Origin of the sequence: Duganella sp. CF517 (assembly GCF_900110275.1) — a bacterium.
In the GTDB taxonomy this organism is placed as follows: Bacteria; Pseudomonadota; Gammaproteobacteria; order Burkholderiales; family Burkholderiaceae_D; genus Rugamonas.
Genome location: NZ_FODC01000004.1, coordinates 176,869 through 202,086, shown reverse-complemented (window position 1 = coordinate 202,086; position 25,218 = coordinate 176,869). Strand labels below are relative to the sequence as shown.

26 protein-coding genes are annotated in these 25,218 nt (G+C 65.5%); 6 read left to right on the top strand and 20 right to left on the bottom strand.

The window, feature by feature from the left end:
* Nucleotides 1-81: 81 nt before the first annotated feature.
* From BMX85_RS16990 to BMX85_RS16980, 3 genes are all read right to left on the bottom strand, one after another.
* Nucleotides 82-624, bottom strand: coding sequence for a TetR/AcrR family transcriptional regulator (locus BMX85_RS16990; RefSeq protein WP_177196820.1), 543 nt, complete (start codon nt 622-624; stop codon nt 82-84).
* A gap of 14 nt (nt 625-638) precedes the next feature.
* Entirely contained in the window at nt 639-1,106 is a 468-nt protein-coding gene (locus tag BMX85_RS16985) for a nuclear transport factor 2 family protein (protein WP_090320649.1), read from the bottom strand.
* A 75-nt stretch (nt 1,107-1,181) separates the two neighbouring features.
* Nucleotides 1,182-1,439, bottom strand: a complete 258-nt coding sequence (locus BMX85_RS16980; RefSeq protein ID WP_090320646.1) for a hypothetical protein — start codon at nt 1,437-1,439, stop codon at nt 1,182-1,184.
* A gap of 83 nt (nt 1,440-1,522) precedes the next feature.
* Here BMX85_RS16980 and BMX85_RS16975 point away from each other — a divergent pair, with 83 nt between their 5' ends.
* Nucleotides 1,523-3,844, top strand: a complete 2,322-nt coding sequence (locus BMX85_RS16975) for an FdhF/YdeP family oxidoreductase (RefSeq protein ID WP_090320643.1) — start codon at nt 1,523-1,525, stop codon at nt 3,842-3,844.
* 5 nt (nt 3,845-3,849) lie between these two features.
* On the opposite strand, the gene fdhD is transcribed toward BMX85_RS16975, so the two are convergent.
* The 9 genes from fdhD to BMX85_RS16930 form a co-directional block, all read right to left on the bottom strand.
* Nucleotides 3,850-4,668 carry a formate dehydrogenase accessory sulfurtransferase FdhD gene (gene fdhD, locus BMX85_RS16970; protein WP_090320640.1) on the bottom strand — a complete coding sequence of 273 codons (819 nt, stop codon included), beginning with the start codon at nt 4,666-4,668 and terminating at the stop codon, nt 3,850-3,852.
* A gap of 73 nt (nt 4,669-4,741) precedes the next feature.
* A complete protein-coding gene (locus BMX85_RS16965) occupies nt 4,742-5,515 on the bottom strand; it encodes a GNAT family N-acetyltransferase (protein WP_090320637.1) in 774 nt (257 codons plus the stop codon).
* 107 nt (nt 5,516-5,622) lie between these two features.
* Complete coding sequence (locus BMX85_RS16960) at nt 5,623-6,297, bottom strand: hypothetical protein (RefSeq protein ID WP_177196793.1); 675 nt, start codon at nt 6,295-6,297, stop codon at nt 5,623-5,625.
* A gap of 62 nt (nt 6,298-6,359) precedes the next feature.
* The gene (locus BMX85_RS16955; RefSeq protein ID WP_090320635.1) at nt 6,360-6,740 is read right to left on the bottom strand and encodes a response regulator; all 381 of its coding nucleotides are present in this window, start codon (nt 6,738-6,740) and stop codon (nt 6,360-6,362) included.
* Between the two features lie 9 nt (nt 6,741-6,749).
* A complete protein-coding gene (locus tag BMX85_RS16950; RefSeq protein ID WP_229210528.1) occupies nt 6,750-9,443 on the bottom strand; it encodes an ATP-binding protein in 2,694 nt (897 codons plus the stop codon).
* The gene (locus BMX85_RS16945; protein ID WP_090320632.1) at nt 9,430-10,230 is read right to left on the bottom strand and encodes a transporter substrate-binding domain-containing protein; all 801 of its coding nucleotides are present in this window, start codon (nt 10,228-10,230) and stop codon (nt 9,430-9,432) included. Before BMX85_RS16945 ends, BMX85_RS16950 begins: the two co-directional genes overlap by 14 nt.
* Nucleotides 10,231-10,254: 24 nt before the next feature.
* Nucleotides 10,255-11,709: a Ppx/GppA phosphatase family protein gene (locus BMX85_RS16940; protein ID WP_090320629.1), complete on the bottom strand. Its 1,455-nt coding sequence runs from the start codon at nt 11,707-11,709 to the stop codon at nt 10,255-10,257.
* A 169-nt stretch (nt 11,710-11,878) separates the two neighbouring features.
* Entirely contained in the window at nt 11,879-13,060 is a 1,182-nt protein-coding gene (locus BMX85_RS16935; RefSeq protein WP_090320626.1) for a GGDEF domain-containing protein, read from the bottom strand.
* Nucleotides 13,061-13,073: 13 nt separating this feature from the next.
* A complete protein-coding gene (locus BMX85_RS16930; protein ID WP_090320623.1) occupies nt 13,074-13,349 on the bottom strand; it encodes a hypothetical protein in 276 nt (91 codons plus the stop codon).
* Between the two features lie 187 nt (nt 13,350-13,536).
* On the opposite strand from BMX85_RS16930, the gene BMX85_RS16925 reads away from it, so the two are divergent.
* Nucleotides 13,537-14,286: a spermine/spermidine synthase domain-containing protein gene (locus tag BMX85_RS16925; protein ID WP_229210527.1), complete on the top strand. Its 750-nt coding sequence runs from the start codon at nt 13,537-13,539 to the stop codon at nt 14,284-14,286.
* A 73-nt stretch (nt 14,287-14,359) separates the two neighbouring features.
* On the opposite strand, the gene BMX85_RS16920 is transcribed toward BMX85_RS16925, so the two are convergent.
* Nucleotides 14,360-15,505, bottom strand: a complete 1,146-nt coding sequence (locus BMX85_RS16920; RefSeq protein ID WP_229210526.1) for a LacI family DNA-binding transcriptional regulator — start codon at nt 15,503-15,505, stop codon at nt 14,360-14,362.
* A gap of 182 nt (nt 15,506-15,687) precedes the next feature.
* On the opposite strand from BMX85_RS16920, the gene gudD reads away from it, so the two are divergent.
* Together gudD and BMX85_RS16910 are read left to right on the top strand one after the other, a co-directional pair.
* A complete protein-coding gene (gudD, locus tag BMX85_RS16915; RefSeq protein WP_090320617.1) occupies nt 15,688-17,052 on the top strand; it encodes a glucarate dehydratase in 1,365 nt (454 codons plus the stop codon).
* A gap of 162 nt (nt 17,053-17,214) precedes the next feature.
* Nucleotides 17,215-17,673 (top strand): hypothetical protein, encoded by a 459-nt coding sequence (locus BMX85_RS16910; RefSeq protein WP_090320614.1) that lies wholly within the window; start codon nt 17,215-17,217, stop codon nt 17,671-17,673.
* 54 nt (nt 17,674-17,727) lie between these two features.
* Here BMX85_RS16910 and BMX85_RS16905 read toward each other — a convergent pair whose 3' ends face one another.
* From BMX85_RS16905 to BMX85_RS30535, 4 genes are all read right to left on the bottom strand, one after another.
* The gene (locus BMX85_RS16905) at nt 17,728-18,207 is read right to left on the bottom strand and encodes an acyl-CoA thioesterase (protein WP_090320611.1); all 480 of its coding nucleotides are present in this window, start codon (nt 18,205-18,207) and stop codon (nt 17,728-17,730) included.
* A 45-nt stretch (nt 18,208-18,252) separates the two neighbouring features.
* Nucleotides 18,253-21,744: a response regulator gene (locus BMX85_RS16900; protein ID WP_090320608.1), complete on the bottom strand. Its 3,492-nt coding sequence runs from the start codon at nt 21,742-21,744 to the stop codon at nt 18,253-18,255.
* Between the two features lie 88 nt (nt 21,745-21,832).
* The gene (locus BMX85_RS16895; RefSeq protein ID WP_090320605.1) at nt 21,833-22,198 is read right to left on the bottom strand and encodes a hypothetical protein; all 366 of its coding nucleotides are present in this window, start codon (nt 22,196-22,198) and stop codon (nt 21,833-21,835) included.
* 133 nt (nt 22,199-22,331) lie between these two features.
* A complete protein-coding gene (locus BMX85_RS30535) occupies nt 22,332-22,472 on the bottom strand; it encodes a hypothetical protein (RefSeq protein ID WP_177196792.1) in 141 nt (46 codons plus the stop codon).
* Between the two features lie 197 nt (nt 22,473-22,669).
* On the opposite strand from BMX85_RS30535, the gene BMX85_RS30165 reads away from it, so the two are divergent.
* Nucleotides 22,670-22,858 carry a hypothetical protein gene (locus BMX85_RS30165; protein ID WP_143068015.1) on the top strand — a complete coding sequence of 63 codons (189 nt, stop codon included), beginning with the start codon at nt 22,670-22,672 and terminating at the stop codon, nt 22,856-22,858.
* A gap of 27 nt (nt 22,859-22,885) precedes the next feature.
* Here the strand turns inward: BMX85_RS30165 and BMX85_RS30530 are convergent, their stop codons facing one another.
* The 3 genes from BMX85_RS30530 to BMX85_RS16885 form a co-directional block, all read right to left on the bottom strand.
* A complete protein-coding gene (locus BMX85_RS30530; protein ID WP_177196791.1) occupies nt 22,886-23,053 on the bottom strand; it encodes a hypothetical protein in 168 nt (55 codons plus the stop codon).
* Between the two features lie 125 nt (nt 23,054-23,178).
* The gene (locus BMX85_RS16890) at nt 23,179-23,919 is read right to left on the bottom strand and encodes an SIMPL domain-containing protein (RefSeq protein WP_090320602.1); all 741 of its coding nucleotides are present in this window, start codon (nt 23,917-23,919) and stop codon (nt 23,179-23,181) included.
* A 77-nt stretch (nt 23,920-23,996) separates the two neighbouring features.
* Nucleotides 23,997-24,524 carry a hypothetical protein gene (locus tag BMX85_RS16885; protein ID WP_090320599.1) on the bottom strand — a complete coding sequence of 176 codons (528 nt, stop codon included), beginning with the start codon at nt 24,522-24,524 and terminating at the stop codon, nt 23,997-23,999.
* A gap of 131 nt (nt 24,525-24,655) precedes the next feature.
* Between BMX85_RS16885 and BMX85_RS16880 the strand changes: the two genes are divergently transcribed.
* The gene (locus tag BMX85_RS16880) at nt 24,656-25,216 is read left to right on the top strand and encodes a UPF0149 family protein (protein ID WP_090320596.1); all 561 of its coding nucleotides are present in this window, start codon (nt 24,656-24,658) and stop codon (nt 25,214-25,216) included.
* Nucleotides 25,217-25,218 lie beyond the last annotated feature (2 nt).

The following is a 25,218-nucleotide window of genomic DNA, read 5'->3' as shown; positions in this document are numbered from 1 at the left end:
TTTGACCGGCCGCCACCGATTCGGTTCGCCGCGCCGTTGCGCCGCCTTGGTCGGCCCCGCCGCCGGGCCTGTTCATCGACGCTATGCCAAGCGCGCCCGCATCCGCTCCAGCGACCGCATGAACAACTCCGGCTCGTCGGCCGCGCGCGCCAGCACCAGCGCGCCCTGGATGGCGCCGACGGCGTCCTCGGCCAGTTCGCGGGCCGCCTGCGGCGCGCGCCCGCCGCGCTCGAGCGCCGACGCCAGCGCGGCGATCCATTCGGCGAAGTACGCCTGCACCTTGACGGCGAAGCGGTCGCGCTCATGGCCGAGCGCGAACACGCCGACCAGGCACACCTTGCGGCCCGACAGGAAATAGCGGCCGACCGCCGTGAACATGTCGTCCACGCCCCGCGCCGCGTCGGCGCCCTCGCGCAGCGGCTGGAACACCTGGTCGCGGAACCAGCCGTCGATATGGGCCAGCACGGCCGCGGCCATTTCCTCTTTGCCGCCAGGGAAGAAGTTATAAATGCTGCCCTTGCCCAGGCCGGTGCCGTCGCTGATGCGCGCCAGGCTGGCGCCCTCGTAGCCATAGCTGCGGAACACCTCGGCCAGCAGCGGCACCACGTCGCCGCGCTCGCCCATCACCCTTGCCACGGCTAGAAGCCAAGCTCGCTCAGGCTGGCGTGATCGGCCGGACGCGGACCGCTGGCATCCCAGTGGAACTTGCGGTCGGCCGCCGCGATCGGCGCCTCGTTGATGCTGGCCAGGCGCCATTGCATCAGGCCGTCGGCGGCGAATTCCCAGTTTTCGTTGCCGTAGGCGCGGTACCACTGCCCGGAATCGTCGTGGTATTCATAGGCGAAGCGCACCGCGATGCGGTTGCCTTCGAACGCCCACAATTCCTTGATCAGGCGGTAGTCCAGCTCGCGCGTCCATTTGCGTGTCAGCAGGGCGACGATGTCGGCGCGGCCGGTGACGAATTCGGCGCGGTTGCGCCATTTGCAATCTTCTGTGTAGGCCAGCGAAACTTTTTCCGGATTGCGGGTGTTCCAGCCGTCTTCGGCCATGCGGACTTTCTGGATCGCGGTGTCGCGGGTAAAGGGAGGCAGCGGAGGACGTGTCATGTTGTGCTTTCTAGAGTTGTACCAAACGGTACAGCAAGTTTAAGCCGTTGCCGGGTTCGATGCAAGGGCCTTTCATCAGGTAAACAGCTCCCCTGTAAGTCGGAGTCCGGCCGCACTCAGGCGCACGCTGCCGGTGATGCCGCCCTCGTCCAGGCTCAGCTCGACCCAGCCGGCTTCCACCAGCATCAATAATTGGCGCCGCAGCACGCTCATCGGGCGCTGCGACTGCTTGCTCAGCTTTGCCAGCGAGCACGGCTTGCCGGGCTGCGCGGCCTCGATGCGCCACAGCGCTTCGAGCAAGCCGATCAGCACCGCCATCACTTCATCATCCATCACCGCATCCTTGATCCGTTTTCTGTCGCAAAAGTCATTCTGCACTATACTCTCGGAAATAAGTTATATTACCGGAAGGCAACATGCAAAAAGATAAACCCGAAGGCCACATCGAACCGTACCACCACGCCGCGGGCGGCTGGGGCGCGCTGAAACAGGTCGCCATCAACCTGGTGCGCGAGAAGGTCAGCGGCGGCAATTTCAGGACGCTGCTCAAGCAAAACCAGCCTGACGGGTTCGACTGCCCGGGCTGCGCCTGGCCCGACCGCGAACACGCGTCGACCTTCGAGTTTTGCGAGAACGGCGTCAAGGCCGTCGCCGCCGAAGCGACCAGCAAGCGCGTCAAGCCGGCGTTTTTCGCCGCGCACACCGTCGCCGACCTGCTGCGCCAGTCCGACTACGAACTCGAACAGCACGGCCGCCTGACCGACCCGATGGTCTACGACAGCGCCAGCGACAAATACCTGCCGATCGCCTGGGACGACGCCTTCGCGCTGATCGCCCGCCACCTGAAGGCCCTGCCCGATCCGAACCAGGCCGCGTTCTACACGTCCGGCCGCACCGGCAACGAGGCGGCCTTCCTGTTCCAGCTGTTCGTGCGCATGTACGGCACCAACAACTTCCCGGACTGCTCCAACATGTGCCACGAGCCGACCAGCCGTGGCCTGCCGGGCACCGTCGGCATCGGCAAGGGCACGGTCACGCTGGAGGATTTCGAGCACGCCGACACCTTGCTGATCTTCGGCCAGAATCCGGCCACCAACCACCCGCGCATGCTCGGTGAACTGCGCGACTGCGCCAAGCGCGGCGCGCGCATCGTCTCCATCAATCCGCTGCGCGAGCGCGGCCTGGAACGCTTCACCAGCCCGGCCCACGCGCTGGAGATGCTGACCAATTCGAGCACCGCCATCAGCACCATGTTCATCCAGCCGACGTTGGGCGGCGACTTCGCGCTGATCAAGGCGCTGGCCAAGCGCCTGGTCGAACGCGACGACGAGGCCATGGCCGCCGGCCAGGACGGCCTGCTGGACCGCGCCTTCATCGCCGAACACACGACCGGCTTCGACGCGTTCGCGCAAGACCTGCGCGCCCAGGACTGGGCCGAACTGGTGGCCGAATCGGGCGTGCCGCGCGCGCGCATCGAGGAGCTGAGCGACGTTTATATCAACGGTAAGAACGTCATCTGCACCTGGGGCATGGGCCTGACCCAGCACAAGGGCGCGGTGGCGACGATCCAGATGCTGTCCAATTTGATGATGATGCGCGGGAATATCGGCCGCAAGGGCGCGGGCCTGTGCCCGGTGCGCGGCCACTCCAACGTGCAGGGCGACCGCACCATGGGCATCGAGGAAAAGCCGACCAAGGCCTTCCTCGACCGCCTGCAAAAGGTGTTCGATTTCGAGCCGCCGCGCGCGCATGGCTACGACGTGGTCGAAAGCATCCAGGCGATGTTGGACGGTAAGGTGAAAGTGTTCTTCGGCATGGGCGGCAATTTCGCCATGGCGACACCGGACACGCCCCTCACCTTCGACGCGCTGCGCGCCTGCGACCTGACGGTGCACGTGGCCACCAAGCTCAATCGCAGCCATCTGATCCTCGGCAAGGAGGCGCTGATCCTGCCGACGCTGGGCCGCACCGAGATCGACATGCAAAACGGCGTGCCGCAAGGCGTGACGGTGGAGGATTCGATGAGCATGGTCCACCTGTCGTACGGCATGAACCAGCCGGCGTCGGACAACCTGCTGTCGGAGACGGCGATCGTGGCGCGCATGGCGCACGCCACCTTGGGCAGCGACAAGGTCGACTGGCACGCCTATGCCGGCGACTACGCCAGCATCCGCGACGCCGTCGCCAGGGTGTTCGACGATTTTTACGACTTCAACGCGCGCGTGGCCAAGCCGGGCGGCTTCCATCTGAAGGTGGCCTCGCGCGAGCGCGAATGGCGCACCGCCAGCGGCAAGGCGCAGTTCGTGGTGCACGCGGTCGATACCGACACGCCGATCCACCGCGCCCGCGCCCTGCACGGCGAGCGCTTGATGGTGTTGATGACGGCGCGCTCGCACGACCAGTACAACACCACGATCTACGGCATGGACGACCGCTATCGCGGCGTGTTCGGCCTGCGCCGCGTGGTGTTCGTCAACAAAGACGATCTGGCGATGCTGGGCATGAGGAACGGCCAGTATGTGGACATGCTCAGCGTATGGGACGACGCCGTCGAACGCCGCGCCGAACGTTTCGTGCTGGTGGAATATGATATCCCGCGCGGCTGCCTGGGCGCCTACTTCCCGGAGACCAATGGCTTGATCCCGCTGCACAGCACCGCCGACGGCGCCGGCACGCCGACGTCGAAGTCGATACCGGTATTGTTGTCGTTGTCAGCGGACCAAACGCCTGCGGAGTAAGGCCGTCAGGTGTACTCCACGCACCCGTCCTGACGGCAAAAACTCACCAGCTTGATCCCGGCCTCGCTGGCGATATCGATCGCCAGCGTGCTCGGGGCCGAAATGGTCGCCAGCATCGGGATATTCATGCGCGCCGCCTTGCGCACCAGCTCATAGCTGGCGCGGCTCGACATGAAAACAAACCCGACCCGCATGTCCACGCCGTCCAGCGCCAGGTGGCCGATCAGTTTATCCAGCGCGTTGTGGCGGCCCACGTCCTCGCACACTTTCACCACCGCGCCATCCGCATCGCACCAGGCGGCGGCATGCACGCCGCCGGTGACCTTCATCAACTGCTGATGCGCGCCCAATTCCGCCGCCGCGCGCGCGATCGCCGGCGGCAGCGACACTTCGTCGTGCAGCGCCGGCGCCGTGATGCGGCCGGGCTTCAGGTCCAGCAGCTCCAGGCTCTCGATGCCGCACACGCCGCAGCCACTGCGGCCGGCCATCGAGCGGCGCTGCTGTTTAAGCTGCACGAAATCTTCCTGGGCGATGGTGATTTCCACTTCGAAGCTGCGCGCATGTTCGCGCAGTTCGATGTCGTAGACATGGGAGGCTTGGGCCACCAGGCCCTCGGTGAGCGCGAAACCGACGGCGAAAGACTGCAACTCGCGCGGCGTGACCATCATGACGGCGTGCGATATGCCGTTGACGACCAGTGCCACCGGCAGTTCCTCGGCGACGCGGTCGGTGGCGCTGGAGGCGTCCCGCGGCGCGGTGCCCCGATGGCGCACCGCTGGGCGCAGCTGAAAGCCCGCCCGTTCTACTTCATCGTCCAATATCATCGCCGCCGCCCCGCAAATGAACCATTTTACACGGGGCGGGACGATACCGCAGGCGGGCGGGCGTTATGCCACGTTACGCCGCCAACGGCTCGTTCGCCATGCCGTAATGACGCGCGTAGCGGCCATCCAGATTCGCCAATGGCAGCAGCAGGAACAAGTCGGCGCTTTCGAAGTCTGGATCCCATGCCGGTTCGCCGCAAATCCAGGCGCCCGAACGCAGGTAGCCCTTGAGCAGCGGTGGTATCTGCGGTTTTTGCGCCGCTTCCAGCTTGGTGAACGGGAACGGCAGGTGCGGGGTGACGCGGTATTCGGAAGGCGCCATGTGCTGGCCAATCAGCGACTGGAACACGGCGACGGCGTTGTGGCCGCCATCGGCCAGACTGATACTGGCGCAGCCGGCCAGATAGTCGCAATTCTCGCGGCGCATATATTCGGCCAGGCCGGACCACAGCAGCATGATGACGCTGCCGCCACGATAGTCGGGATGGATGCAGGCGCGGCCCGCTTCGACCATGCGGTTGCGCAGGTTGTTGAGGCGGCCCAGATCGAACTCGCCTTCGGAATAGACACGGCCGATTTTGCGGGCGCGCGCTGCGCTCAGCAGGCGGTAGGTGCCCACCACCTTGAGCGTGTTCGTGTCGCGCACGATCAGATGATCGCAATGCTCGTCGAATTCGTCGCTGTCGAGGCCATCCTCGCGCACCAGCGAATTCAGCCCCATCGTTTCGATGAACACCTTGTAGCGCAGGCGCTGCACTTCACGCAGTTCTTCGGGCGTGCTTGCCATACTGAGCACCAGCTTGCCGGAGGTCGCTCGGACGTCCGCTTGTATGATCGAGGTTTGCATGCTTCATCCTTTCTGTGGAAGACGAAGCAAGCGTACCGACCGAATACTTCAAGGAAATGACAACTTAATGTCAGTTCCGTGACATGCGCACAAGTGTTGTTTTTAAATCAGTTTTTCTTCGGGCGACCGGTTTTGAGCTGCGGCAAGCTGCCCAGCACTTTTTGCAATGTCGCCATGTCGATCTGGCTGATCAGTGCAACGCCGATACGCAACAGTTCGCTCTTTTTGATCTCGAAACCGGCTTTCAGGCAGGCTTTCTTGACCTGGCTTAGCACCGCGTATTCCTGTTCAGGCATCGTGAAGCTGTCGCGCACCAGCTTTTCCTTTGGCAGCTTGTGCTTGGCGGCATCCGTGGCGGCCGGCTTGGCGGCTGCCGTTTTGGAAGTTTCCACAGGCGATTTCGCGGCCGCTTTCGGAGCAGTTCTTGGAGCAGTTTTTGGAGCGGCTTTAGGTGCGGCTTTAGGTGCGGCGGCTTTAGGTGCGGCGGCTTTCGGTGCGGCCTTGGGGGCGGCGGTTTTCAGTGCCGGCTTGGCGGCGGCTTTAGGCGCCGGCTTGGCGGCCGCTGGTTTCGCGGCGGCCTTCGGCGCTGGCTTGGCCGCCGCTTTCGGGGCCGGTTTCACGGCGGCCGGCTTGGCGGCGGCAGGTTTGGCGGCAGGCTTTGCAGCAGCTTTCGCGGCTGGCTTGGCGGCCGGCGCGACGGCGATTTTGGCGGCGGCTGGCTTGGCGGCGGCTTTGGTCGTTGGCGCTTTTCCGTTGGCCAGACCGTTAACGGGCTTGTTCATACTTACTCCAATTTAATCAACAATATAAACAATATATATCATTTACATAAACTTTGCTTGCGTTATCGCAAATGTGCAGCGACCCTGGCGAACAGCAATTGCGGACTGACCGGCTTGCGCAGGAAATCCACGCCGCCCGCTTTGTGGCCCATCACCTCGTCCTCGGCCTGCCCTTTCGCCGTCAGGAACAACACCGGAATGGCGCTGCTGGCGGGATCGGCCTTCAGGCGGCGGCAGGTCTCGAAGCCGTCCATGTCCGGCATCATGATATCGAGCAGAATCAAATCCACCTTCGCGGACGCGACGATTTGCAGCGCGGTCGCGCCGCTGGTCGCGACCTTGGTGTTGTAGCGGTCTTTTAACAGGCCGGCAATCAAGGTCAGATTGTCCGGCGTATCGTCAACGATCAACACCGTTGCGCGGTCATCGACTTTCGTGTTCATGGCACCTCCTCATTCTTCTTCATCGGCCACGGCCGCCAGCAACTTGCCGGCCGCTTCAAACTCGTACTGCTCCATGTGATGCTTGAGGCGCGCCATGGTCTGCGGCGACAACATCGCCGCCAGGCTGGCGCGCACACCCTCGAAATAATCCAGGCTCTCGCCGCTGAATTCCGCCAGCAGCACGCGCAATTCGGCGATCGCCCGGCGCGCATCCTTTTCGCTGACGGCCCGAACTTCCGCGCGCGGCGGCAGCGGCGGCACCACCTTCATCGACATGCCCAGCCAGCGCGAGAGCACCCGGTACAGCCGCTGCGGATCGATAGGCTTGGTGATGTAATCCTGCATGCCGTTGGCCAGGCAACGCGCACGCACGTCGGCCAGCGCGTGCGACGTCACGGCGATCACCGGCAGCTCGTCGAAGCGGCCGTCCTGGCGCAGCCGCTGGGTGGCCTGGTAGCCGTCCAGCAGCGGCATGCCCAGATCCATCAGCACCAGGTCGTAGGCATGCGGCCCGGCCGCCAGCAGCCGCTCCACCGCCAGCTGGCCGTCGCCGACGACTTCGACGTCCAGTCCCTGCAACGCCAGCAGCTCACGGGTGACGTCCTGGTTGTCGGCGCTGTCCTCGGCCAGCAGCACGCGCGCGGTGCGGCGCGGCGACGCCTCGAGCTTCAGCTCCGCCACCGGGCCCTCGTAGACGGCCGACCGCACCGCGAACGCCGCCGCGTCGGACACCGCGAGTTCCACTTCGAAACGGAAGGTGGAGCCGTGATCGACCTGGCTCTCGACGTCGATATTGCCGCCCATGAGCCGCACCAGTTGCTGCGAAATCGACAAGCCCAAACCGGTGCCGCCGTACTGGCGCGTGGTCGATCCGTCGGCCTGGATAAAGGCGCGGAACAGTTTTCCCTGCTGCTGCGGCGTCATGCCGATGCCGGTGTCGCGCACCGAGAAAGCCAACCTGGCCTTGCCGTCCGAAGCACCGGCGCCGGCCAGCGCGCAGCGCAGTGCCAGCGCCCCGGACGGCGTGAACTTGACCGCGTTGTTGACCAGGTTAATCAGCACTTGGCCGAGCCGCAGCGGATCGCCCACCAGATAGCGCGGCACGTCGGGGGCGACGTCGATCACGTAGTCCAGCTGCTTGTCGGCGGCGCGCTGCGCCGTCACGCTGGAGACGTGGGCCAGCACGTCGTCCAGCAAAAAGGGAATCGACTCCAGCTCCAGGCGCCCGGCCTCGATCTTGGAAAAATCGAGGATGTCGTTGATGATGCCCAGCAGCGACAGCGCCGCCATGTGGATCTTGCTGATGTAGTCGTGCTGCTTGGGCGTCATCTCGGTGCGCAGCGCCAGATACGCCATCCCGAGCACGGCGCTCATCGGCGTGCGGATCTCGTGGCTCATATTGGCCAGGAATTCGGACTTGGCGACGTTGGCCGCTTCCGCCATGACGTTGGCGGCGACCAGTTTTTGCTCGCGCGCGCGGCGGATGCTGATGTCGCGGATGAAGGCGCAGAACTCGTAGCCGCCCTGTGTATCCGTACTAACCTTGGTGATCGACAGTTCGATCGGGAATTCCTCGCCGCTGCGGCGCAGCGCGAACACCTCGATGCGGGTATCGAGCGCACCGCCACCGCCGCCCGACACATGCCGCCGCATGCCGCGATGGTGGTCGTAGCGGAAGCGCGGCGGGATGATCGTCTGGTCCAGCTCACGCCCCAGCGCCTGCTCGCGGCTCCAGCCGAAGATTCGCTCGGCCTGGGTGTTCCAGCCGACGATGTGGCCCTCGGGATTGGTGCGCACCACGGCGTCGAGCGCCGTGTCGACAATGGTTTGCAGTTTGGCCTCGCTCTCTTCGGCGATCAGCATCGACTCGGTCAGCTCGCGGGTACGGTCGCTGATGCGCATCTCGAGATCGGCGTTCAGGTCGCGCAGCTCGTGCTCGGCGTCGCGCAGGCGCGTGAGCGTGTCGCGGAAGCGCAGCACCGCTGCGGACATGCGCCCCACCTGGTCCTCCCGGCCGATGCCGGACAGCTTGATGTCGGTTTCCCCGTGCGTCAGCTTCTCCAGGCTTGCCTGGATGTCGGAGAACGGCCGCGCCGCCCGCCGCGCGACCAGGAAGATCGACAGGCCGATGCCCATCGCCAGCAGCAGGTTGGCGGCCACCGTGTCGACGATTCGGCGGCGCAGGTCCTGGTCCATTTGCTGGCGCGAGAAGGCCAGCTCGATATGCCCCAGCGCATAGCTGCGGCGGGCGTCGCTGAAACCGATGTCGCGCCGCAGGTGGATCGCCGCCACCGGCTCGCGCAGCGGCGAGACATAGCTGGCGATTTCCGCGCCGTTGGGCGCCAGCACGCGCAGCACCAGCACTTCCGGGGTGGCGCCGGAGGCGTCGACGACGCTGGAAACGGCCGCGCTGTTGATATCGAACAGCGGCCGCGCCAGCGCCCGCGACAGCACCGCCGTCCAGCGCTCCGCCCTCTCGCGCAGGTTTTGCTCGGCCTCGGCGCGCAGCGTTTGCATCACATAGGTGGTGTAGATGGCGGTGGAGACGGCCAGCGCGAAGAAAATGCCGCACCCGAGCCGCAGGAAGATATTGCGGCGCCACGCGGCGCGCAGCCGCGCAAGCGGGCCGCGACCGCGCATCAGCACCGCGTCGGCGGCGGCGTCGCTGGCGGCGGCTGGCCGGCTGGCGTTAGTGACTGGCACTTTCGGCCCGTTCCAGCTTTTTGTACGCCGCGCTGTTGCGCGCCTGTTCGACGGCGCGCCAGATCCGCTCGGCCAACTCCGGCCGCGAAGCCAGCATCGCGTGCGACAGGATCAGGAAGTACGGTTTTTCGATGATCGGAATCGGCAGCTGTTCCAGCTCCGGCGCGAGCGGCCCGCGCATCAGGCCGGCGGCGTCGCTGCCGCCGACGGCGGCCGCCGCCACGCGGCCCGCGATCAGCTTGCGGGCGAGTTCGACCGCGCGCTGGCTGCCCTCGTCCACTTCCAGATTCTGCGCGCGCAGCACGTCGCCGACCGAATACCCCAGCTGGAAGCCGACCGGCCCATCCAGGTGACTGAAGCTCTTGCCGTCCCATTCGACCCTGCTGCCCTTTTTGCGCAGCACCACATAGCGGTCCACGTGCATACGCTTGCCGGCGTCGATTTTCTCGCCGCCGGGATACTCGCCCAGCTCGCGCCGGTCCGGCTTGTAGCTGACGGCGAAGGCGCCGTCGACGGCGTTGGCCTTCAACTGCGCGAGGCAGCGCTTCCACGGGATGCTCGCGTAGTTGAACTGGATGTCGAGCCGCTGCTCGACCATCTTGAGCAGCGCGAAATTGAGACCGTCGCCCTTCTCGGTGCGCCACGGCAGCACGTCCTGGTCCTCGAAGCACAGGGAGACGACTTCCTTCGGCTTGTCTGCCGCGTGCGACGCCAACGGCAACGCCAGTGCCAACATGGCGGCGGCGAAGATACGCCCGAAGCTTCCACGATGGCGGTGCTGTGTCATCGTCGTTTCCCTTCCCGGTCTACATTAGCCGCTGGTCCGGATGGTGAAATCCACGCCCACTTCGTCCCAGTTCTCCTGTTCCTTCTCCAGCCAGTATGACAGCGTTGGATGCTCGGCCACCCACTCGCGGCGGATCTCCAGCTCGATGCGGTTTTTCACGCGCAGCTTGAGCAGGCTGAAATCGATGTCGATACGCGAGTGCATGAACAGCACCGCCAGCCGCAGCGCCACCACCGCCTTGGCGAAATCCGGCTCGGCCAGCACCTCGGCCACCTTGCGCAGATTGCCCTTGTGGGCGAGGATCAGGCGGCTCATGACCTTTTGCTCGCGGGTGGTGAAGCCCGGCAGGTCGGCGTTTTCGACCATGTAGGCGGCGTGCTTGTGGTAGCCGGTCTGCGACACCACCAGGCCCACCTCGTGCAGCAGCGCGCTCCAGTACAGATGGCGCGTGTACTCCTCGGTGGCCGGCTTGGTTTGCAGGTACAGCGCCAGCGCGTCGTCGGCCACGCGGTTGGCGCGGCGCTCGTCGACGTGGAACTTCTGCACGCAGGCCTGCACCGACTGCTCGCGCCGATCGCGCTTGGTCGAGCGCAGGTGCAGATCCCACATCACCCCCATGCGCAGGCCGGCCTCGATCGGCTGCACCACCGGGATATCGAGCTCGCGCACCAGGCCGATGAGGATCGCCAGGCCGCCGATGATGGTGCCGGCGCGGTCCGGGCGCAGGCCGGCCATCTCGATCTTGCTGACGTGGCCGAAGTCGATGAAACGCTGTTTCAACGCACCCAGCGTGGTGGCGTTGACTTCGCGTCCGATGCCGTTCTTGACGATGATGTCGGCGATGGTGCGGGCGGTGCCCGACGAGCCGTAGCACTGCTTCCAGAACTGCGGCCGGTACGGCGGCGCGGCGTCCTCGAAATGGCTGCGCGCCGACAGGATGGCCGCCTCGAACGACGGCGCGTCGACCCGGCCGCCGACGAAGAACGACAGGCTTTGCTTGACCGTGCCGACGCTGAACGACTCGACCTTCTCGATCTCCTGGCCGCGCCCCAGTATCAATTCGGTGGAGCCGCCGCCGATGTCGATCACCAGCCGCCGCTCGCCGGGGGTGGCCAGCGCATTGGCCACGCCCATGTAGATCAGGCGCCCCTCCTCCTCGCCGGAGATGATCTCGATCGGATGGCCGATGGCCAGTTCGGCCTGCGGCAGGAAGGCGGCGGCGTTGCGCGCCACCCGCATCGCCGACGTGGCGACCACGCGCACGCCATCGAGCTTGTAGCCATCCAGCACGGCGCGGAAATTCTTCAGGCAGGCCAGCGCCGTCTGCATCGCCACCGGCGTCAGGTTGCCCTTGTCGTCCAGCCCCGCGGCCAGGCGTATCGGTTCGCGCACGCTTTTCAGCACGCGGATCGCATCGCCATCGTGCTTGCCGACGTGCAGGCGGAAACTGTTGGAACCCAAATCTACTGCTGCGTACATAAATGAAAGCCTCTCTGTGCAAACGGCTACGAAGGCTTGCGCTGGACCGGAATCAAACTAAACGATTTACACGGTTACGAAAATCACCACGATATGCGCCCATTATGACAGCGTGATGACGCCCGTGCCCGCGCACGCCGTCAAACACGCGAAAGATGTCTCGCCGGGCCTACGCCTCCAGCGCGCTGGCGGGCGACTGCGCCTCGGCCACCCGGTTGCGGCCGGAGGCCTTGGCCTCGCGCAGCGCCTCGTCGGCGCGCTTGAACAGGCTGACGGCGCTGTCGTCGGCGCGGATGGTGGTCACCCCCAGGCTGGCCGTCATGTTGATGACGGCCTTTTCGGCCTTGACCGGCAGCAGCGCGATGGCGTTGCGGATACGCTCGGCCACCATCATGGCGTCGTCCTGGGTGGTGCGCGGCAGCTGGATCGCGAACTCGCCGCCGCCCAGGCGGCCCATCAAATCGCTGTCGCGCAGCTGTTTTTTGCAGACGTCGACCATCGCCACCAGCACCATGTCGCCCACGGCGTGGCCGTAATCGTCGTTGATGCGCTTGAAATGGTCCAGATTGAGGATGATCAGCGCCGTCGGCAGGCCCGGACGGCGCGCGAGCGCCATCCACGGCGTCAGCGCCTGGTAGAAGCCGCGCCGGTTCGGCACGTCGGTCAGCGCGTCGAGCACCTCGAGCCGCGCCAGCTCGCCGTCGAGGCACTCGTGCCCCAGCAGCAGGTAGCCGAAAGCGTTGCTCAGCATCATCAAGTACAGCGCGGCGATGCCGACGCCCTGGATCAGCGCGGGGCTGACCCAGCTCCAGCCGCCGGGCAGCGCCAGCGACAGCAAGCCGCGCGCCACCACCGCCAGCGCCAGCACCAGCATGGCCACCACCAGATAGCGGCGCAGCATGGTGCCGGCCGACCAGCCGCGTCCCAGCGCGGCCGCGCCGGCGACGAAGAAGAAGCCGACGACGACCGAGGTGATGGCGATGCGCTCGGGCGCCGGCTTGTCGACCAGCCAGGCGCTGACGAAGACCGCGATCGCCGCCCCCAGCACCGGCACCAGATAGCGGCGCCACACGCGCCGGCCGGCCTGCTCCCACAATGCGGAGGCGTCCAGCGCGAAGCCGGTGAACAGCAAGGCGTTGGCGAACGGGATCGTCAGGAAATCGGGCAGGGTGCCGCGCAGGTACAGCAGGGTCCAGGCGACGGCCTGGAACAGCTTGGCCCGGGACCAGGTGGCGGTGCGCACCGGGCCCGCGCCGCCGGCGGCGCCCTGCTGCTGCTCAAAAAAGAACAGCGCCGCGCACAGGCTCAGATTGCCCAGCGCCAGCGCCAGTACCAGGGTTTTTATATCCATGACCGGGGGCTGGTCAGACCTCGTGCTCGACGTTGGTGCTGCCGTCGCCCATTTTGCTGGCCCAGGCCTGGGTGAAGTACACTTTTTCGTCCTCGGTCGGGGCGTCGTGCCAGAACACGATCAAGGTGCCCTTGTGGTCGTGCAGCTGGCTGACCTTCTCGATGAAAGTCAGCTTGCCGGCGACGTCGGCCAGGGCGGCGACATAACCGTAGACGCGGGTCAGCCGCTCGATGCGGTCCGGTTCGGTCAAGCTGTTGGTGGCGGTAAGCGTAGGGTGATCTAAAAACATCGTATCTTCTCCAAGATGGCAGCCAAGGGCCGCCGGGGCTAACGTCAATGTACCTATTATTTTTCCGTCTGTAAATGCAAGCATGGCGGCCGCGACCACCCGTGACACAATCGCCGCGCTTTCGGCCCATGGGCCGGACCGGCATGCTACTATAAATCGCCCATGTAAATCCACAAGACAACAAATCTTGACGCCACCCACCCTTCGTCCCCTGGTCCACACGCGCGGCGACAAGCGCTCGCTTGAATTCGAGCCGGGCATGATCCAAAGCGAGATGCGGCTGTCGCGCCCGGACGAGCTGATCCTTAGCTACGCGCGCGCGATGATGTGTTTTGTGCGGTTTCATCCACGGCCCGAGCACATCGTCATGGTCGGGCTGGGCGGCGGCTCGCTGGCCAAGTTCTGCTACCGCTATCTGCCGCACAGCCGCATCACCGTGCTCGAGTTGCGCGCCGACGTCATCGCCCTGCGCGAGCAATTCGCCATCCCGCGCGACAATGCGCGGTTTCGCGTGGTGGAGGCGGACGCGGCGTTGTATATGCGTCAATTGCGCGGCGCGGTCGACGTGCTGCTGGTCGACGGTTTCGACGCCACCGGCCTGCCGCCCGCGCTGGGCAGCGCGGCGTTTTACGCCGATTGCCGGCGCGCGCTGCGGCCCGGCGGCGTGATGGTGGCGAATATCTTCAGTTACGATCCGCAGTACGGCCCGATGCTGCGGCGGCTGCGGCATGCGTTCCAGGGGCGGATTTGCTGGTTTCGCGGGATCGCCGGGAATAACCGGATTTTGTTCGCGGTCAAGGGCGCCGCGCCGTCGCCGGCGCTGGCGATGCAGCAAAAGGTGGCGCGCAACCATGGGCTGGCGCTGCCGGTGTTGAATCGCTTGCTGGCGCATTGGACGGTGTTCAGCCTGAGATGGAACGCCCGCCGGGGGGAATAACCCACGCCCACCGGCCCCTACGGATATCAATCAACCGCCGCGGATCCGGGGTCCGTGTCCGTCGCGGGCGGCTTTACGTACTGCCGCGCTGTATGAGCTCGAATCCCGTATCGAACACGCGCGACGCCGTGTCCTGGTCCCGGGTGACGCCATCGATGCGGTCCAGTATCGCCTGCGCCGCCACCAGGCCGATATTGCGCCCGTCCACCCGCACCGTCGACAACGGCGGATGGGTGTGCGCGGCGAAATTCAGATCGCCGAAACCGATCACCGCCAACTGCTCCGGCACCTTCAGACCACGGCTCACCGCCTCGATCATCAAGCCGTGCGCCAGGGTGTCCGAACTGCAGTAGACGGCGTCGATGTCCGGCGCCAGCGCCAGCAACCGCGTCAAACCCTCGCGCCCGGCCTGCATCGTGGTCGGCGGCGGCATGGTCTGCACCGCCGCCACGGCGATCCCCATCCTGGCCAGCTCGGCCTGCAAACCCTGGTTGCGCCGCTCGGCGCGCGGGTCGTCGGCCGACAGCACGGCGATGCGCCGGTAGCCGCGCTCGACCAGATGCCGCGCCAGCGCGTGGCCGACACCCTCGTGCGAGAAACCGACCACCATGTCGATCGGCGACGGCGACATGTCCCACGCCTCCACCACCGGTATGCGCGCCAGTTGCAAACGGCGGCGGGTGATATCGGTGTGCAAAGTCCCGGTCAGCATGACACCGTCCGGACGCCGGCTCAGGATGGTCTCGACCAGCACCTCTTCCCGCCACGCCTCATAGCGCGACAACCCCAGCAGCACCTGGTAGCCGGCCTGCGTCAGCCGGTCGCTGGCCGCTTCCACCATGTCGGCGAAAATCGGCGTGGCGATGGTCGGCAGCACCAGCGAAATGAGCTTGCTGCGGTTCGACGCCAACGCGCCGGCCATCATATTCTTGACATAACCGGTCTGCTGCACCGCCTCCTGCACCTTGGCCACCGTGTTCGGGCGCACCAGATGCGGCTGGTTCAGCGCGCGCGACACAGTGATCGGCGACACGCCCGCCACCTTGGCGACGTCGATCAAGGTCGCGCCGCTGACGCTCAGGTCGGCGGTGGGCGTGTGCAACACCCGCAGATCGTTTTTGTCGGCGTTTTTTTCGGCGAGCTTGGCCGCCGCGCCTTTGGCGGCGTTTTTGCCGGCGGCTTTAGCGGCGCCTTTAGTGGCGGGCTTTGCCTTCTTCACAACAGGCTTGACGGGTTTTTTGTTATCCATAACAACGGATTATACAGCAGCGCATCATTTTCAATCATTGATAGCGCCGTTAAATGCCGATCCGGCGTGTAAATTTGTGTTGAATTTTCCAAGGGCGGCCGGTATGATCGAATGATAGCGCAATCATTAGTCCGCACAAACCAGGAATCACAATGCCCCAACAACCGTCACCCTCCGCCCACGACACGCCGCGCGTGGTCGCCATGCGCGTCATTCCGGTCGCCGGCCGCGACAGCATGCTGCTCAACCTGAGCGGCGCCCACGGCCCCTACTTCACCCGCAACCTGGTCATCCTGACCGACAGCGCCGGCCGCACCGGCGTCGGCGAGGTGCCGGGCGGCGAGGCGATCCGCCAAACGCTGGAGGACGCGCGCGAGCTGGTCGTCGGCCGCGCGCTGGGCGACTACAACGCCGTACTGAACCACGCGCGCCGGGCCTTCGCCGACCGCGACGCCGGCGGTCGCGGCCTGCAGACGTTCGACCTGCGCGTGGCGATCCACGCCATCACCGCGCTGGAGGCGGCGCTGCTCGATTTGCTGGGCCAGTTCCTCGGCGTCCCGGTCGCCGCCCTGCTCGGCGACGGCCAGCAGCGCGACGCCGTCGAAATGCTCGGCTACCTGTTCTACATCGGCGACCGCAAGGCCACCGACCTGCCCTACGCCGACACGCCGGCCGACGCCGCCGAAGGTGCCGACTCGTGGCTGCGCCTGCGCAACGAAGCGGCGCTGACGCCCGAAGCGGTGGTCCGCCTGGCCGAGGCGGCATACCAGCGCTACGGCTTCAACGACTTCAAGCTCAAGGGCGGCGTGTTCCGGGGCGAGGAGGAAATCGAGGCGGTCACCGCGCTGGCCGAACGCTTCCCCGACGCCCGTATCACCCTGGACCCCAACGGCGGCTGGCTGCTCAAGGACGCGATCCGCCTGTGCCGCGACCAGCACCACGTGCTGGCCTACGCGGAAGATCCGTGCGGCGCCGAGAACGGCTACTCCGGCCGCGAAGTGATGGCCGAGTTCCGCCGCGCCACCGGCCTGCTGACCGCCACCAACATGATCGCCACCGACTGGCGCGAGCTGGGGCACGCGATCCAGCTGCAATCGGTCGACATTCCGCTGGCCGACCCGCATTTCTGGACCATGCAGGGTTCGGTGCGGGTGGCGCAGATGTGCCACGAATGGGGCCTGACTTGGGGTTCGCACTCGAACAACCATTTCGACGTCTCGCTGGCGATGTTTACCCACGTGGCCGCCGCCGCGCCGGGCAAGATCACCGCCATCGACACCCACTGGATCTGGCAGGACGGCCAGCACCTGACGCGCGATCCGTTGAAGATCGAAGGCGGCATGGTCAAGGTGCCGGCCAAGCCCGGCCTCGGCGTCGAGCTGGACATGGAGGCGGTCGAGGCGGCGCACCAGCTCTACCTGGGAATGGGCCTGGGCGCGCGCGACGACGGCGTGGCGATGCAGTACCTGATCCCGAACTGGAAGTTCGATAACAAGATGCCGTGCATGGTGCGGTGACATGGAGACCTTGGCGGGACTGCAGAATGGGTGCGGCAGCTGGGTGCAGCACCGGGGTGCAGCACCGCACCGAGCCCGACCAGACTCGAGCATATAGTGAAGACATAATCGGCGCGACGCGCCGCCGCTTCGTCCGCCACTCACCTTATCGATAGGAACTTCATGCAAAAGCACAAAGCAGCCATATTGGGAGGCTTGGTCGCCGGCGTCGTCACCACCGCCTTCATGGTCGCGGGCCGCAAGACCGGATTACTCACCAAGACGCTCGACCGCGATGCTGTCGACTGGATAGACCGCACAACCGGATCGCGCGGCGTCATCGGCGACGCCGGCACAAGCGTCGTTGAATTCGCCAATCATCTGGGCGCGTCAGCGGCCTTCGGGGCCGCCCTGCCGGCGCTGCGCGACTTGGCGCCAAACCTGTCGCCCGTGGCGCTGGGCACGCTGTATGGCACCGCGCTGTACGCGGTTAATATCGCCGGCATCGCGCCGGTGCTCGGTATCACGGAGGGCGAAGCGAAAGCCGGCCTGCGCAAGGCGAGCGAGCGCTGGGCCGTGCACGTGCTGCAGGCGGTCGTCACGGTGCTGGTCGCCGAGCGGCTGGAGCGGCAGTCCGACTGAATCAAGCGTGATCGCCGGCCCATCCGGCCTTCGGGACATCACGCGCTTTCGTGATTAGCCCTTGCGCGCGCCGTGCACCATCTGGCGCGACTGTTTGCGCAGCAGGGCCTGCTCCCAGCGCTGCTTCTGCTCTTCCGTTTCAGGAACCAGGGCCGGCACTTCGACCGGCTTGCGGCCGGCGTCGACCGCCACCATCGTGAAGTAGCAGCTGTTGGCGTGGCGCACCAGGCGCTGCTGGATGTTTTCCGTCACCACCCGGATGCCCACTTCCATCGAGGTGCGGCCGGTGTAGTTGATCGAGGCCAGGAACGTGACCAGCTCGCCCACGTGGATCGGCTGCAGGAACATCACCTGGTCCACCGACAGCGTCACGACATAGCTGCCCGAATAGCGGCTGGCGCAGGCGTAGGCGACGCTGTCCAGATACTTGAGGATGGTGCCGCCGTGCACGTTGCCGGAGAAGTTGGCCATGTCGGGTGTCATCAACACGGTCATGCTCAGTTCGTGGGCCGACCACGTCATCGGTTTTTCCATTGTTTGCTTCCCAGTTTATGTAAAAAATCGTTGTTTTAGACTAATTCAAGTTTTCGGTGTCGCCGGCGCTAGCTGGCGCACCGCTTGTTCGATATCGCTGACCAATCCCGGGACGCCATCGAGCACCAGCCCCAGTTGATCCCACGCGCGTGCCGAGGCGCCCCCTTTCAAGGCCGCTTCCGCCAGCTGCGCCAGCACAGCCATGCGGTCCGCTCCCACGGTGCCGGACAAGCCCTTGAGCGTGTGCAGCACCGGCAACGCGGCCTGCGCATCGCCTGCGGCGCGCGCCTCCTGCAGTTGCTCTGCCAGCTTGACCGACTCGCCCGCGAAGCTGCGCAGCGCCATCAGATAGACCGGCTGCAAGCCGCCCATGCGCTTGAGCGCGGCGGTGCTGTTCAGGCCGGCCTCGGGCAGCGGCATGGCGCCGCTGTCGGTGGACGAGGCGCTCACGGGGACGGCGGGAACGGGGGCTGCAACCGGAACGGGAGCGGCAACCGGAGCGACAGCATCCTGGACGGCGGCCGCCACCGGGCCAGCCGGCCCGCGCCCCACATGTTTGAGGATCACATCGATCAGCTGCGCCAGATCGAACGGCTTGCCGACGTGGTCGACCATGCCCGCCTCCAGCGCGGCGATGCGGTCGGCGGCCATGGCGTTGGCGGTCATCGCCACGATCGGCGGCGCGCCCTCCCCCAGCAGCTTGCGGATCGCCCGCGTCGCCTCGTAGCCGTCCATCTCCGGCATCTGGATATCCATCAGGATCAAATCCGGCATCGGCCCGCCGCGCGTGACCGCCTCGATCGCGAACGCGCCGGAGCCGACCACCTCGACCCGCGCGCCATCGTTGCCCAGCAATTCGCTGGCGACCTGCTGGTTGGCCGGGTTGTCGTCCACCAGCAGCAGCCGCAGGCCGGCCAGCCGCTGCTTCGACGGCACCGACACCAGCGACAGCGGCGCGCGCCGCTCCATGCGGGCGTCGGCCACGGCGTCGAACAGCATCGAGGCGGTGACCGGCTTGACCACGAAACCATCCAACACCGGCGACAAATCCTCGTGCTGCTGCGCCAGCAGCTCGCGGTCGTGGGCGGTGACCATGACGATCAGCGGCATCTTGCCCGACGGCGCGAGCTTGCGGATTTGGCAGCTGGTTTCCCAGCCGTCGAGCGTCGGCATGCGCCAGTCGATGAACACGACGTCGTACGCGCGCTGCCGCGCCAGCTGGTCTGCGACGGCGGCCAGCGCCTCGTGGCCGCTGGCCGCCAGGTCGACCTGCCAGCCGAACGAGCCGGCCATTTCGCTCAGCACCACGCGCGCGACCGGGTTGTCGTCGACCACCAGGCACTTGAGGCCGCGCATCAGCTCGTCGGGCGGTTGCGCGCCGGGCTGCGCCTCGCGCGCCGGCTGCTGTTCCGCCGCCTCGCACTCGACGGTGAAATCGAACACGCTGCCCTTGCCCGGCGTGCTGTCGACGCCGAGCGTGCCGCCCATCAACGCCACCAGCCGCTGGCTGATCGCCAGACCGAGGCCGGTGCCGCCGTAGCGCCGCGCGGTCGACGCCTCCGCCTGCGAGAAGCCGTCGAAGATGTGGCGGCACTGCTCCGCCGAAATGCCGATGCCGGTATCGCGGATCGCGAAGCCGATCGACAGGCGCCGGCCGTCGCGCGCGAGCAGCCTGGCCGACAGCACGACCTCGCCGTGCTCGGTGAACTTGATCGCGTTGCCGGCCAGGTTCAGCAGCACTTGCTGCAGCCGCAGGCCGTCGCCGACGATCAGGTCGGGCAGCGCCGGATCGATACGGAACAGCACCTCGATATTCTTGCTGCCGACATTGGCCGACAGGATCACCGCCAGGTCGCGCCACAATTTGTCGAGCCGGAACGGATGCGGGTCCAGCGCCAGCTTGCCGGCCTCCACCTTGGAAAAGTCGAGGATGTCGTTGAGCAGCCCCAGCAAGGCGCTGGCGGCCGAGTGGGCCTTGGACGTGTAGTCCTGCTGGCGCTCGCTCATTTCGGTCTGCTGCAGCAGTTGCAGCATGCCCAGCACGGCGTTCATCGGCGAGCGGATCTCGTGGCTCATGTTGGCGACGAAGTCCGATTTGGCGCGGCCGGCCTGCACCGCCTCCTCCTTGGCCTGCTGTAGCGCCAGGCGCGAGGCGCGCGACTCGGTGCGGTCGGTGCTGCTGCCGACCCAGCTGACGACGGCGCCGCCGGCGTCGCGCTGCGGCAGCGCGTGGTTGTCGAACACGCGCCAGACGCCGTCGCGGCGGCGCATGCGGCAGTCGCAGCGGAATTCGGTGCCTTCGGTGCTGGCCTGGCGCCAGGCCGCCGCCATCGCGGCGATATCGTCCGGGTGGATCACGCTGGCCCAGTTGTCGTCGCCCAGCATCTGTTCGGGCGGAATGCCGCTGAACTCCTCCCAGTGATGGCTGAGGAAGTCGACGCGCAGGCTCGGCGTGGCGGTCCACACCATCTGCGGCAAGCCTTCCGTCAGCGAGCGCCAGCGCGATTCGGACGCCGTCAGCTGCGTCAGCAAGTCCTGCAACGCCTGCTTGTTTTCGATCAGCTGCTCGACCGACTGGAATTGCTTGCGCAAGCCGAAGCGCATGCTCATCAGCAAAGCGGCCGCCAGCAGCACCAGCAGCGAGGCGAAGACGGCGGCGTTGCGCACCTCCTTGCGCCACGGCGCCAGGAAATCGTCGCTGGCCAGCCCGACCACCACGTACACCGGGTAGACGCCCACCCGCGACACGCTCAGGGTGCGCTCGAGGTTGTCGCGCGGGCTGATGACCGTGTACGTGCCACGGTCGGCCTTGCCGTCCATGATGCGCTGGGTGATGGCGTTGACCTTGATGGTGGTGCCGAACAGCATGTCCTCGGCCTCGGGATAGCGGTGCAGCACGCGCTTGCGGTTATCGAGCAGCACGATGGCGCCGTGGCGGCCGATATTGAGCTCGGCAAACGCCGCCGTCAGCCGCGCGCTGTTGATCAGCACGTAGGCGGCGCCGCCGAAGCCGCCGTCCGGCATCGTCAGCGGGAACGCCAGCGGCAACACCCACTCGTCGCTGATGCGCGACCTGGCCGGCGTGCCGATGATGAGCTCCTGTTCGCTTTTGGCGCGCTGGAAAAATTCGCGGATGCCCAGGTCCTGCGGCTTGGACTGGTCGATGCGTTCGCCGTAGATGACGCGGCCGGCGGCGTCGGCGCCGCGCACGGCGTCGGCCTGCGGGATGCGCTCCTTGAGCGAGCGCAGGTAGGCGCTGAACTTGTCGTTGTCGAAGCGCCCTGCCGCGTGCATGGACTGGAACTCGGCGCCGGCGCGGCGCATCGCCAGGTCCACCTCGAGGAAGTGTGAGTTGAGAAACTTCTCCAGCGTGACGGCGAGATTGCGCGAGGTCTCGTCGGCGGCGGCGTAATAGCGCAGGCGGCTCTGGTTGACGACGTGCCCGATCCCCAGCAGAACGATCAGCAACACCACGGCGACGGCCGCCACCATGACGCCAAACAGGCTCCTAAACTTCCGCAGGGTATCGACTCTCATCACGGGATGCGTGCTCTCATTTACGCCAGTTGCTGATTTATTACTACATTACATCAAAAAAAACGCTCCAGCGGAGCGTTTTTTTCAATCACAAACCTTGATTGGCGATATCGGCCAGCGATTCGCGGCCCTTGTCGCTGAGCTCGAAGCCGCCTTCGGCGCGGGGCACGATATGGGATTTTTTGCCGAGGAACATGGCCACGTCGGCGTCGAGCGGGCTGGAAGAATCGGCCTCGATGGCGCGCAAGCCCAGGATGCAACGGCGCAGGAACAAGACTTCCTCACCCTTGTCGGTGAGCGAAATGCGGCCGTTCTTGGCGATGGTGAACAGTTTGATGCCGGTCAGGCGTTTGGTGTTGCGACCGACGCAAGCGCTGACGCGCTCACCTTTGATACCGCGTTTGACTTCGTCGAGCGCGTTGTACTCGTCTTGCGTTAATTTCTCGTTCTTCATTGCCATTTTTTCCATAAGAGACCGCTGCGGCCCTCATGGTACGCGTCCGGCGGGATGACGGCAAGAAAATGCGCCGCCAACACGTTTACAAGGAAACGAACGTCCCGCCCGAACAATGGCGCAATCGACTGCTTTACAGCGCCCGGATCGCCAGCCAGACCAGGCCGATGCTGGCAAAGGCGGCGATACAAATCAGGGCTTGGACACGCTTCGTGCTTAACACGACACTACGACGACGACCGAGGTAGATTTTGTTGTGTAAGGAATTGCCCATGATGCTCTCCGTGAAGGAAAAACGATGCCATGACTAAATTATAGGAACAGTTTCATGACGGCAGTGTGACGTTCAACACAAACATATAAATTTGTATCTGTCGAGCAACGATAATCACACTTTGTCACAGCGTCCAGCGCGCGCCGGTGCCGGCGGCAAACTGCTAGCATGGGCTTCAGTCAACCAAGGAGTCCATCATGAATCAACCCACGAAACCGCACGGCGACGAACATGGCGCTGGAGGCGGCCACATGCTTGACGAGGCCGACATCGGCAGCGGCGAACGCTCGCCGGGGCAGCGCGAAACCGACGAGGCGATCAAAAGCATTCCCCCGCTGCCGGACGACGGCGAGCAGGGCAAGCCCAAACAGGCCCCGCGCCCTTAATACGCAATCGCTACCGCAACCAGCCGCTCAAACCTTGAGCGGCGGCGCCTTTGGCGTTGGTTCCTCGATCGGCGCCTGGTCGGGCACCGGCATATCGTCCGGCGGCGGATCTTTTTCCGGCTGCGGCGGCGGCACCTCGGGATCGGGCGTCGAATGGGCGCGGTGCGCGGCGGCGTATTGGTCGATGGCGGTCATGACAGGTTCCTCCTAAGTGGGTTCTACATGCAGATCGGGTACAAGTCACGATTCACAAGCGCCCGACTGCGCCATTGCGTGCGGCAGCGAACGCAGCCCGTCGCAAGACCAGGTCTCCATCCACCTCACTTGATACGGAAAATCATGTCCACATTCTGCGTCCAGCGCAGCACCGTGACGGACAGAAAATCCTTCTCGCTGGTCTTGGCCTGGGCGCGGCGCTCGGAATTGTAGTAATCGCTCGGCATCAGGCCGACGGCCTTGGTCAGGTTGCGCAGCGGACTCGAGGAGATCGCCGTGACCGGCCCCACTTTCTTGCCGAATCCGGCCGCCATGCCCTCGGCGCGGCGCAGCGCGTCCTTGATGGCGGCGGCGGTCAACTCCTGCTCGACCTTGAGGCGGTCACTCTTGCCGAACGTGGTCGACATATGGTCGATGTTTTTCATCTCCAGCAGCGCCTGCATGATCGGACGCCATTTGGTCAAGTCGCGCACCACGATGTGCACCGAGCTGAGGATATCGTAATCCGATGTCGCGGCCGCGTCGGGATTGGCGGACTTGCGCATCTCCTTGCGCATGTCCTGCACTTCCAGGCCGGCCGCGCTGTCGCCCTCGGGCGGCCCGGACTGCTCGACCAGCAGCGCGCGGATTTGTTCCACGCGGGCCTGGACCACGCCGACCGCGACGGCGGGATCCGCATCGAAGGCGCTGACGTCGAAGTCGATCTCGCCGATGTCCGGCGGCAGCATGACAAAGCCCTCGCCGCTGACGTGGATGAACGGATAGGCCGGCAGATCGGCCGCGTGGGCGGCCCCCAGCGGCAGCGCCGGCAGCAGCGCCAGCGCCAGGGCGAATTTCTTCAACATCGGTAAGTCCTTAAAAGTTAAGGACTTAGTATGCTTTATTTTTTAATAATTTTCAATTTGCAACGAAAACTTTTACGTCACTTGCCTTTATTGATTTCGGTCAGCAGCACGAACACCTCGTGCCGGATGGCCGGCTCGGCCGCCTTGAATTCCTTGCTCGCTTTCACGAAAGCCGGCTTTTTCTGTTCGGCTTTCTCGGCCGGCGTCGGGGTCGGGTCGGCCGCGTACATGCGCGGGCCGCCGTTATAGGTTTCCTTGAGCAGGCGCTGGCCGTAGCTCGACTGGTAGTAGCGGGTCATCTCGAGCGCCGTCTCGGTGCTCACCAGGCGCGCCACCGGCTGCGACAGGCGCGTATAAACCGTCTGCGGCGTCACCTTTTCCACCTTGGCCATGGTCAGCTCGCGTTGCGCCGGGCTGGGGAACTTGCTCATACCGGCCGTCATGCGCAGCATCTTCTCGGCCTGCATCGACGCCAGCAGATCATGGGCGGCCTGGACCCGCGCGGCGTCGGGCGCGGCGGCGGCGACGGGAGCGGCAGGCGCGGCGGCACCGGCCCAGCCGGCGATCGAGAGGGTGGCCGCAGCCAGGAAAATACTTGGTTTCATGTCGACTCCTTGGAATTTGGAATGAATTAATGTTCGCACGCATCATATTGCGAATTCAATAAAATTGCTTGCCTGATTGAGAGCGTCACTTGCAGGTAGAATGTCGACTCCCCAGACTACCGGCTAACACCATGCTCACCACACCCCTCACGGACGAAGAATACGACCAGCTTGACGACCTGCTGCGCGACATCGGCGAACAGGCGATGGACGTCGCCGCGCTGGAAGGCTTGCTGACCGCGCTGGTGATCGGCCCGCGCCCGGTCCCGCAAGCGGCCTGGCTGGACAAGGTCTGGGGTGGCGCACCGGCGGCCGGCACCGGCGCCGCGACCGGCCTGGTGCTGCGCCACCTCGAATATATGCGCAAATGGATGACGCAGGACCCGGGCAGCTTCGAGCCGATCTACGAGTGCGGCGGCGCCTGGAGCGGCGAGGCGTGGACCGCCGGTTTCGAGGCCGGCATGGCGCTCGACCCGGAAGGCTGGGCGCCGTTGCGCGCCGCCCATCCCGAATGGCTGGCGCCGTTCCAGCGCGAAGGAGACGACTGGGAACGCGGCGTCATCGAGTCGGTCATCCGTATCAACGCCCACTGGCATCCCGAGCCGGTCAAAACCGTCAAGGTCGGCCGCAACGATCCCTGCCCTTGCGGCAGCGGCAAGAAATACAAGAAGTGCTGCGGCGAAGGTAAATAAGG

What these genes read in the sequence shown, in the direction of transcription:
- BMX85_RS16960 (WP_177196793.1), bottom strand. Translation starts at nt 6,297, where the DNA reads ATGAACAAGCCCGTTAACGGTCTGGCCAACGGAAAAGCGCCAACGACC.
- BMX85_RS30530 (WP_177196791.1), bottom strand. Translation starts at nt 23,053, where the DNA reads ATGACCGCCATCGACCAATACGCCGCCGCGCACCGCGCCCATTCGACG.
- fdhD (WP_090320640.1), bottom strand. Translation starts at nt 4,668, where the DNA reads ATGATATTGGACGATGAAGTAGAACGGGCGGGCTTTCAGCTGCGCCCA.
- BMX85_RS16990 (WP_177196820.1), bottom strand. Translation starts at nt 624, where the DNA reads ATGGGCGAGCGCGGCGACGTGGTGCCGCTGCTGGCCGAGGTGTTCCGC.
- BMX85_RS16975 (WP_090320643.1), top strand. Translation starts at nt 1,523, where the DNA reads ATGCAAAAAGATAAACCCGAAGGCCACATCGAACCGTACCACCACGCC.
- BMX85_RS30165 (WP_143068015.1), top strand. Translation starts at nt 22,670, where the DNA reads ATGAATCAACCCACGAAACCGCACGGCGACGAACATGGCGCTGGAGGC.
- BMX85_RS16935 (WP_090320626.1), bottom strand. Translation starts at nt 13,060, where the DNA reads ATGGATATAAAAACCCTGGTACTGGCGCTGGCGCTGGGCAATCTGAGC.
- BMX85_RS16905 (WP_090320611.1), bottom strand. Translation starts at nt 18,207, where the DNA reads ATGGAAAAACCGATGACGTGGTCGGCCCACGAACTGAGCATGACCGTG.
- BMX85_RS16880 (WP_090320596.1), top strand. Translation starts at nt 24,656, where the DNA reads ATGCTCACCACACCCCTCACGGACGAAGAATACGACCAGCTTGACGAC.
- BMX85_RS16940 (WP_090320629.1), bottom strand. Translation starts at nt 11,709, where the DNA reads ATGTACGCAGCAGTAGATTTGGGTTCCAACAGTTTCCGCCTGCACGTC.
- BMX85_RS16900 (WP_090320608.1), bottom strand. Translation starts at nt 21,744, where the DNA reads ATGAGAGTCGATACCCTGCGGAAGTTTAGGAGCCTGTTTGGCGTCATG.
- BMX85_RS16980 (WP_090320646.1), bottom strand. Translation starts at nt 1,439, where the DNA reads ATGGATGATGAAGTGATGGCGGTGCTGATCGGCTTGCTCGAAGCGCTG.
- BMX85_RS16890 (WP_090320602.1), bottom strand. Translation starts at nt 23,919, where the DNA reads ATGTTGAAGAAATTCGCCCTGGCGCTGGCGCTGCTGCCGGCGCTGCCG.
- BMX85_RS16895 (WP_090320605.1), bottom strand. Translation starts at nt 22,198, where the DNA reads ATGAAGAACGAGAAATTAACGCAAGACGAGTACAACGCGCTCGACGAA.
- BMX85_RS16945 (WP_090320632.1), bottom strand. Translation starts at nt 10,230, where the DNA reads ATGACACAGCACCGCCATCGTGGAAGCTTCGGGCGTATCTTCGCCGCC.
- BMX85_RS16910 (WP_090320614.1), top strand. Translation starts at nt 17,215, where the DNA reads ATGCAAAAGCACAAAGCAGCCATATTGGGAGGCTTGGTCGCCGGCGTC.
- BMX85_RS16955 (WP_090320635.1), bottom strand. Translation starts at nt 6,740, where the DNA reads ATGAACACGAAAGTCGATGACCGCGCAACGGTGTTGATCGTTGACGAT.
- BMX85_RS16885 (WP_090320599.1), bottom strand. Translation starts at nt 24,524, where the DNA reads ATGAAACCAAGTATTTTCCTGGCTGCGGCCACCCTCTCGATCGCCGGC.
- BMX85_RS16965 (WP_090320637.1), bottom strand. Translation starts at nt 5,515, where the DNA reads ATGCAAACCTCGATCATACAAGCGGACGTCCGAGCGACCTCCGGCAAG.
- BMX85_RS16930 (WP_090320623.1), bottom strand. Translation starts at nt 13,349, where the DNA reads ATGTTTTTAGATCACCCTACGCTTACCGCCACCAACAGCTTGACCGAA.
- gudD (WP_090320617.1), top strand. Translation starts at nt 15,688, where the DNA reads ATGCCCCAACAACCGTCACCCTCCGCCCACGACACGCCGCGCGTGGTC.
- BMX85_RS16985 (WP_090320649.1), bottom strand. Translation starts at nt 1,106, where the DNA reads ATGACACGTCCTCCGCTGCCTCCCTTTACCCGCGACACCGCGATCCAG.
- BMX85_RS30535 (WP_177196792.1), bottom strand. Translation starts at nt 22,472, where the DNA reads ATGGGCAATTCCTTACACAACAAAATCTACCTCGGTCGTCGTCGTAGT.